General features: G+C 68.7%; 2 protein-coding genes. One reads left to right on the forward strand and one right to left on the reverse strand.

Annotated features, from left to right (window positions below):
* The first annotated feature begins 398 nt into the window (after positions 1 to 398).
* Positions 399 to 1400 carry a phosphate/phosphite/phosphonate ABC transporter substrate-binding protein gene (gene phnD, locus VJS38_RS01100; protein WP_324086310.1) on the forward strand — a complete coding sequence of 334 codons (1002 nt, stop codon included), beginning with the start codon at positions 399 to 401 and terminating at the stop codon, positions 1398 to 1400.
* 100 nt (positions 1401 to 1500) lie between these two features.
* Here phnD and VJS38_RS01105 read toward each other — a convergent pair.
* Positions 1501 to 3146: porin (locus VJS38_RS01105; protein WP_324086311.1), on the reverse strand; the 1646-nt coding region annotated here is incomplete at its 5' end.

Below are 3146 nucleotides of genomic sequence, written 5' to 3' on the forward strand. Positions count from 1 at the left end.
GTACGTGTGCACCTCACGCAACCCCCAACGGATTGTTGAACCCAGACCGGCGTTAGCAGCGCTTTTCAGGACATCGGGTCCGCCGGAAGACGCGCATTTAGGGTCTATTGGCCGGCATGTAAAGAACGGATCTCGACTGCAGGCTTAACAAAAGACTGACGCGCGCCTCATCTTCCGGCGCCCGCCTCCGGGCGGGGGCCGTTCGGCGGCGGCCCGAACCGCGGCGCTTGACCCTTATGGTCACGCTTCATCAAGTGGACTACGCCTTGCTGCTGCAACGGGGTGTCGCCTGAAGGCCGGCCGGCTGGTTTACGATGGCCCGCCCGCCGAACCGTGAGCGGCTCGCCGACATCTACGGTGCGCGGGGTCGAGGACGTGTTCTGGGAAGGAGCGCCGCAATGATCCGCCGCCGTCTGCTCGCCGGGTTCGCCGTCGCGCTCGCGCTGGCCGGCTGCGGCCAGAAGGAACAGGTCGCCGGCCCGCATCCGAAGGAACTCGCCTTCGCGATCCCCTCGGCCGAAAACCAGACCGCCATGCAGCCCCTCTGGCGGCCGCTGACGGACGACCTGTCGAAGAGCATCGGGGTGAAGGTGAAGCCCTATTTCGCCTCCAACTACACGTCCTTGGTGGAGGCCATCCGCTTCGGCCAGGTGCAGGCCGGATGGTACTCCGCCCGGCCGGCGCTGGAGGCGGTGAACCGCGCCGACGCCGAGGTGCTGGCCCGGGTGGTGGAGGCCGGCGGCGACGCCGCCTACCGCTCGGTGCTGATCGCCAGGACGGGGCGCAACATCACCCTCGACGCGGTGCTGAAGTGCGGCGGCAAGCTCAGCTTCGGCGTCGGCGAGGCGGAGTCGATTTCGGGCACGCTGGCGCCGATGACCTACCTGTTCACGCCGAAGGGCGTCGAGCCGGCCAAGTGCTTCAAGGCGGTGCGCGCGGCCAGCCACCAGGCCAACTTCGTCGACGTCGCCACCGGCGTCGTCGACGTCGCCACCAACAACACCGTGGGCGTTCTGGCCGCCCAGCGCGAGCACCCGCAGCTGGCCGACAAGGTCGAGGTGATCTGGACTTCGCCGCCCCTGCCGGAGGCCTCGATCCTGGTGCGCAAGGACCTCGACCCGGCGCTGAAGGAGAAGATTCGCCAGTTCTTCATCACCTACGGCACGGGAACCGGCTTCGAGGCCGATCGCGAGCGCGAGGTGCTGAAGAAGCTGGCCTACGGCGGCTTCCGGCCGGCCGACGACAGCTATCTCGATCCGATCCGCGAGATGGCGGCCGCCCAGACGCTGGCGGACGCGCGCAAGTCCGGCGACAAGGCGAAGATCGCCGCCGCCCAGGCGCAGTTCGACAAGGTCCAGGCCGCCGCGGCCCAGCGCCGGGCGGCCAATCCGGACGTGTGACGCGCCTCTCCCCGCGCTCGGGGAAAGGAACGATCCCCAAACGAAAAAGCCGCCGCGGAACGGGTCCGCGGCGGCGAAGAAGTCGAGGGGAAAGAGCGCTTTAGAAGGTCAGCTGGCTGCGCAGGGCGATGGTGTTGAACTTCTGGCCCTGGTCCGCGCCGGCCGAGTTCAGCCGGTCGACCTCGACGTGGCTGTAGTCGAGCATCAGGCGGATGGCGGGGTTCAGGTACCAGTTCAGGCCCACCGTCCAGATCTTCTGCTCGCCGCCGCGGACGCCGCCCGCGGGGGTGGCCCGGCCGAACACGCCGTCGTTCCAGTTCAGATTGATGTCCGAATAACGGGCCCCGATTTCCCAGGCGCCCCAGGTGCCGGCGGCGGGGTTGAAGTTGTAGGCCATCTTCGGCGCGTCGAAGCGGGCTTCGGCCGGGTTGTAGGGCCGCGGCTCGCCGGTGATCACGTAGACGCCCTGGACGTACCAGCCGTCGAAGTCCGGATCGCCGAGGTTGGCGGTCGCCGTCGCCTGACGGCGGTCGATCTTGTACTTGAAGTACTCGCCTTCGACGAGGAAGTTGCGGACCGTCAGGCCCGCTTCACCGCCGTAGACGGTGACGTGGCGGGCGTCGATGGCGCCGGTGTCGACCAGGCGGGTGGCGTCGATGCGCAGCTCGGGCCGGTCACGCAGCTGGACCGGGTAGCGCGGGTTGGCCGCCGTGCCGCCGGTCGCGTCGTTCGGGCGGAAGACGTACTGCGCGTTGAAGCCGAAGTGGGCCTGCCAGTTGGTGCTGTCGAAGGGCGCCAGGGCCACGCGGCCGATGATCGCTTCCTGCTCGCCGAACGGCTGGGTGGCGAAGCCGCCGGTCGAGTTCACCGTGCTGACGGTGTTGCCGGTGACGGCGCCCGACACGAACCAGCGCGTCGCGATGCCGCTGTCGCCCTCGCCGAAGATGCCGTTGCTGGCGACCTGGATGGCGCTGCGCGAGTCGCCGGCGGCGACGCCGCGGGCGATTTCCGCCGACGAGGGGCGTTCCATGAACGGCATCTGGCTGGTCGAGGTCGCCGCCGACAGGCCGATGTTCGGCTCGAAGGCGCCGATGCGGATCCGCAGCGGCTTCAGGCCGTTGTACTGCGCCCAGGCTTCCTGGATGTGGCCGGCGTCTTCCGCGCCCGAGCCGCCGAATTCGTAGATCAGGGCGTAGTCGAAGTCCTTGAACAGCTTGCCGTCGATGCCGAAGCGGGCGCGGCGGAAGTTGGTGCCGTTGTTCAGGTGCGACGCCGTGCCGGTGATCGTCGAGGGCAGGTGGTCCTTCTGCAGGTAGGCGCCGGCGTCGAACATGACGATGGCGCGGATGTTGGCGGTGAAGCTCTTGTCGGCGGTCGCCAGCATCGGCTTGCCGTTCGGCAGCGACGGGATGACGGTCGAGCCGCTCGGCGGAGCCTTCAGGGTGACGATGTCGGAGGCCTGGGCGTCCTGCTGGGCCTTCATCTCGTTCAGCTGCTGGCTGAAGGCTTCGAGCTGGGACTGAATCGCCGACAGGCGGGCGTCCTGGCCGTTCTGGGCGCGCATCTGCTCCATTTGAGCGCGCATCTCGTCGAGCTGCTGCTGCATCGCTTGCAGCTTGGCGTCGCGCGTGGCCGGCGCGGCCAGGGCGGCGGTGGCCGCGCTGGACATCAGGAGCGCGACGAAGGCGGCGCGCGCGACGCGCGACCGCGTCTTCGTGGATTGCTTCATTGGTATCCCCCAAGTGC

Source organism: Phenylobacterium sp., assembly GCF_035276905.1.
Taxonomy (GTDB): domain Bacteria; phylum Pseudomonadota; class Alphaproteobacteria; order Caulobacterales; family Caulobacteraceae; genus Phenylobacterium.

Bases quoted from the DNA above. Each gene is read 5' to 3' on its own strand.
- phnD (WP_324086310.1), top strand. From the start codon at position 399: ATGATCCGCCGCCGTCTGCTCGCCGGGTTCGCCGTCGCGCTCGCGCTG.